2 protein-coding genes are annotated in these 5,483 nt (G+C 61.0%); both read right to left on the bottom strand.

What is annotated here, in order from left to right; genetic code table 11:
• Positions 1–1,857: DEAD/DEAH box helicase (locus tag WAN02_RS07240; RefSeq protein ID WP_422263482.1), on the bottom strand; the 1,857-nt coding region annotated here is incomplete at its 3' end.
• A partial coding sequence (locus tag WAN02_RS07235; RefSeq protein ID WP_422263481.1) for a RecQ family ATP-dependent DNA helicase occupies positions 1,850–5,483 on the bottom strand: 3,634 nt, incomplete at its 5' end. The genes WAN02_RS07240 and WAN02_RS07235, both read right to left, overlap by 8 nt.

The raw sequence follows: 5,483 nt of genomic DNA, 5'->3' as shown, positions 1-5,483 counted from the left end.
CGCGTACAGATTGGCGACGAATACTTCATCGCGCGGCTGCGTCAGGCGGTCGACGCGTCCGATACGTTGTTCGATACGCATTGGATTCCATGGCAGGTCGTAGTTCAGGACGCAGTTGCAGAACTGGAGGTTCTGCCCCTCAGCACCGGCGTCTGTCGAGATCATGATCGGCGCTTCGCCTGATCTGAAAGCGGCAATGGTGGCTGCCCGTTCACTGGGGGACATCGATCCGTGGAACGAACGAGCTTTGAGACCCTCGGCCTCTATGCGCCGTAGCAGCCCGGTAACCGTGTCGGTGTGTTGGGTGAATATCAGGACCCGCCCATGGTCTATGATCCAACCGCGGGTGATGTCGAGAGCTTTGTTTTCTCGGGCGGAACCGGCTATGTCCATCGCGAGATGACCGACCTCGCTGAGCGCAGCGCGGACGCGTGGGTCAGGATGCCTCTCCGCCATTCGGAGTGCAGTCGTCCCCATTGAGAATGGGCTCGCTGTAAGGCGCAGCGCCAGACTGCGTCTCCGCATGGTGTCGCCTGGGCTATTCATGATGTTGCGCAGCAGTTCGGTACTCAGAACGTATAGTTCGCGCTCGCGTGGCCCGAGCTCGATCGGCACATCGACAGCGCGTCTGACGACGCGGTCGACGCCGGCTTGAGCCCTGGTCGTGCGGATCATGGCGCTGCTGATGAGGCGCCGCAGTGCCGCGGGATCCTTCGGCTTCCGTGGGTCATAGCCTGTCATGAATTCCCGCTTGAATGCGCTGACTGATGTGAAAGTGCCGGGACGTAAAAGCTCGACTAGGCGGTAAAGCTCTAGAAGATCGTTCTGAACAGGCGTGGCCGTCAAGAAGAATGCATAGCGGCAGGCGGTCGTCAATGCGGTGATCAGCTCGCGACGTTTGCGTGCGCCTGCCCCAGCTGCGCGATGTGCCTCATCGACAATGACTATGTCCCATGGTTTTTTAGTAAGTTTGTCGATTTCGCGAGTGGCCAGAGTCAGGCTGACGATGAGCTTGTCCTGCGTGCCAATGTCGTAACCCCGATATGCGACATCGAACGGTAGGTCGAACTTGTTGTGCATCTCCTCTCTCCATTGATCGCGGAGGGGAGCGGGACACAGGATGAGGGCCCGCTTGGCTAGACCACGCAGAGTCAATTCCTTGACCGCCAGGCCAGCTTCGATTGTCTTGCCAAGCCCAACCTCATCAGCCAACACTGCTCGCCCGCGGAGGCGGGATAAGGCGTGCCGTGCGACGGCTTCCTGATGCGGCATCCGATCGACGTTGGCGACGTCGACTGCGAGGAGCTCTTCGAAATCGTCGAGCGTCGCCAGTTCTTCTCCTTGCAAACGCAACTCGACAAGCTCCAGTGGGTCGAAGCCGGCCGCTTTGAGCTGTTCCCCGAAGAGCGTGCGGGCTTCGACTAGAAAGCCGATGGTCCGCGGGTCACTGGATCCCCAGTCGTACTCGTCGTCCGAGTGGAATTGGCGGTCGATGGTAGCTCGCCGGCGCGCGGCTTTCGATTTTTGTGCAACCTTGTGAACAACAGCGGGTTGCGAAAGCTGACGGCTGACCTGCAAACCGGAGCCGGGTGGCAGCAGGAGTAGTCGGTATACCTGGTCGACGTAGCGGAGGCGGACCAATCCACCAACTTGGCCGTAGTCCTGAAGGCGCTCGGTAAACATGTCTCCGCTGAGTTGTCGCGTTCGCCCGCTCCATTGCGTGCCGAATACTTCGCCTTCAAGCTCAATCTTGATGGTCGTACTGTGTTCTGGCAGCGCGAGCTCAACGCGCTCAGTTGGGGTGAGCACGAGCTCACCCGCTTCCAGCAGTTGCTGTGTGATTCGTTTTTCAATCATGTTGCTGTACTGGGACTCCGAGAGTTTGGGCGCCGGCTGGCGTCAATACGAGTGTTTGGTAGGAGGCAGTGGAGCCTTCCCGCTGAACGGCACGACGAGCGACGAGTCCTTTATCGATGACCTGACCTAGGGCTTCGTTCCAGCGCTTCTCGCCGTTGCGCACATGTCTCAGCGCCCCGAATTGAGGGCAGCTAAGAACGCCCTGGCCAAGCGGTCGTCCAACACCCAGCGACTCTTTGCCGAGAACTGCTGCCTGCAAGCTGATCTCCCCGTAAGCACCTTTGCGAAACGATGAAGCCCACGCGACAGCCTGCAGCACCGTGAGTTCAGCGTTGATCAACAACTCCGGGTCGGCAACGAGGTGATCGGCCAGCGATGACCACGGTGCTGCCTGCCCGCTGCAGATGTCGCAGGCCACTATGTCGCGATGACCGCAGTCGGTTACGCGGTCACCAAAATGACTGCCGACGAGGACGCGTCGGCAGTCGGATTCATTTGCGGCGTAGTCGATCATGGCCTGGAGGCGACGTTGTTGCCATTTCTTCCAGCGCGTCGACTCGTTGGCGAGCGCGTCGGCGCGAGCTATCCGCCGCCGCAGTTGGACGCGGCGAAGTCGGCGGGAGCTGGAGAAGGTGATTAGCCGGTTCAGTGTCCACTGGATCAGTTGCTGCTCCAATGTGTCCGGGTCATATCCGTGCTGCTCGCTGAGTTGCTGAAAGTCCAGCTGCAGACGGACATTAGGCCGTGCTCGGTGATGACGGTAGAAAAGCTCTCGGAAGAAACGGCGTTCCTCTTCATCCTCGGGCTCGCGAAACCCGACGTCGACGGTTCCGCGTGCCGAGCAGTCGAGGCCCTGCTCCAGTGCGCCGACTCTCTCCAACTGCGCGAGATGGACATTGATCTCGTCGTCATCGACGCCCAGCACATCCGCCATCTCATCGACGTCGAACGTCCTGCTGGTTCCCCGCTCGGGGCACGTCCAAAGTGCGGTAAGCAAGCGTTGTGTCAACGCCGCGTCAGCTTTCACATCTTGGGCCTGCAGAAGTCCTCTACGGCGTGCGATATCGCGCTGAGTGTAGAGCAATACGCAATCACCGGTGAGATCGCGCTGTCGTGCGGCTCGCCCTGCTTCCTGGGCGTAGCCGTCGAGCGAGTCGGGCAGGTCGTAGTGCACGACCCATCCGATGTTGGGCTTGTTAATTCCCATGCCAAAAGCCTTCGTTGCAACGATGATGCGTGTCGTGTCCGCGTCGAAATCTTCCTGGACTGCATCGCGCTGCTCGGGAACCATGCCCGCGTGATAAGGACGCGCCGCATGGCCGGCGCGTCGGAGCAGCGAGGCGACCTCTTCAGCCAGCGCGCGCCGGGTCACATACACGATGCCTGGGTGCTCGTTGGACCACGTCACGAACCGCAGAAGCTCACGAGTTCGCTCTCGGTCGTTGGCACACTTGATAACCCGGAAACGGAGATTGGGCCGGTCGCTGGGCTCGCGCACCATGATTGGGTTTTGCAGCGCCATAGACGCTGTGATGTCAGTTGCGACCTCGGTGGTGGCTGTCGCGGTAAGGCCGGCTCGAGGTGGCCGAGTACTGAAAGTGGCGACCGAGGCCGGCACCTGTCGGAATTCGGGACGAAAGTCGTGGCCCCACACCGAGATGCAGTGCGCCTCGTCCACCACCACTCGATTGAGCTCTTGACGGCTCAGGGCGCCGCGGAGCACAGGATCGCGCGCAAGTCGTTCTGGTGAAACGTAAAGTAGCCGGACCCGGCCGTCGGCGGTGTCGCGCAGGATCTCGGTTTGCACAACCCGCGACGTTGTCCCGGTGATGCCCTGCACCGGGCGGATGCCCCGGCGCCCACGCAGGTCGTTGACCTGATCCTTGATAAGGGCAACGAGCGGCGATACGACAACGGTCGCCCGCGCCTCGGCAGCCAGCAGTGCCGGCAGTTGAAAGCACAGGGACTTGCCGAATCCTGTTGGAAGCACAGCGAGGAAGTCCTTGCCGTCAACGAACGCTCGCATCACTTCCAACTGCTTCGGGTGCAGCTCGGTGATCCCGAATAGCTTTTCGGCTGCCTCAATGAGCTTCGCCGTCGGGTCTTCACCGGGAACGAGCCGGAGGTTTTCCAGGAGCTGCGAGACATCGTCGCGCCCAAATGTGATCGCGGATGAGATGTCAGGCGCCACGCCGGTGACAAACTCGATCGCCCGGGTCCATGCGTCATCACGATCGATAGCTTCGTGGATGGTGGGATCCGGCAGCGAGCCGAGGATGACGCGCCGTGCCTGAGTCGGGGCGTGCAACCGACGATCGCATACCAGGGCTGCGCCTTTCTCTGTTTCGTTACGCACGAGCCTGCCGAAGCCTTGGGTAAATTGCATCGCCGTCATCGGCAGGACGTAGTCCAGGAACGGGTCACCGCCGCGATCCGCAATCGCACGCTGTCGAGCGGAGACCAGGGGATCGTTCGGATGGGGATAGGGCGGCTTCTCGATGAAAAGGTACGACAGGGTTTCGCCCGGGGCATCGAAACCTTCCCAGTACGAGCGAAGCCCGTAGAGGACGGTACCCATCTCGTTGCGGAACCGATGCTGGATTTGTGAACGACCCAGCTCGTGCTGGACAAGCAGCTCCACCCCTCTTTCGGCGAGTTCGGGCGTCCGGGTCCGGACGCGGGCCGCAACGTCTTCCATGCGGCTTCTTGCTGCAAATAGAGTCAGGGTCTTGCCGCCGGACAGCGACAGGAACCCCGTCTGATCTGCGGCCATCTCTTCGCAGAACTCGCGCTCATTCACAGGGATGGGAACTGGGAGATGATTGGTCAAGATGACTGTGGACTGCTTCGCATAATCGAACGGCGACGTCAGCCGCAGCCCGTGGAAGCTGCCCTCTTGCGGATCAGGCTTGACGTCGATGCCCAGGCGGGATGCGATGTAGTCGAAGTGGTGTTCGACCGTCAGGGTCGCCGAACACAGGACAGTTGAATGTGTCTTGTCGACGATCGATTGCTGGAACTCGGGAAAGATGTGTATCGGAATGCGCTCGTACGTCCAGGCGGCGGGGTCGTCCTCATCGGCGGCGAGCCGGTAGACCCAGAGGTGATCGTCGGGCAAGTCTCGCATGCTGCCGAGCAGATCGATCGCCGTGTCTAGTCGCTCGGAGTAGCCGCGAAGGCGCCGCTGCGCAGCTCCCGTGCCCGCGACGCCGGTAAGTGAGCTACGCAGTAGACCAACCGCTTTCGCCAGTTGGATCAGCCCGTAACGGACCGCGGCCGAGGCTTGCCGCAGTGTTCGGAACTCGGGCCGGCCGCGGACGAGGCCGGCGCTGAGTACGACGGAATCCGATTTGCCCGCGTATTCGTGAAGGTAGATGTCAATTGTCTTAGCGAATTCCGCCGCTGTTGCACGCACTTGCGAGCTGCTGGCAGCGATGTCCTGGACAGCCTTGGTGACAGAGGGATCTGTTGCGGTCCGCGATCGGATGCGCCGCAGTAGTTTTGAGCGGGGCGAAACGCTGTTGACCAGAATCTCGAGTTCTAGAGCGTCGATTTGTTCTGTCCAGGCGGCGGTCAAGGTGTCTTCGAGCGCGTGCGCTTCATCGAACACTAGGTCGGCGCGAGAT

It is taken from the genome of Mycobacterium sp. (genome assembly GCF_049281135.1).
GTDB lineage: Bacteria > Actinomycetota > Actinomycetes > Mycobacteriales > Mycobacteriaceae > Mycobacterium.
The sequence above is the reverse complement of the archived record's forward strand: the minus strand, read 5'-3'. Positions and strand labels throughout refer to the sequence as shown.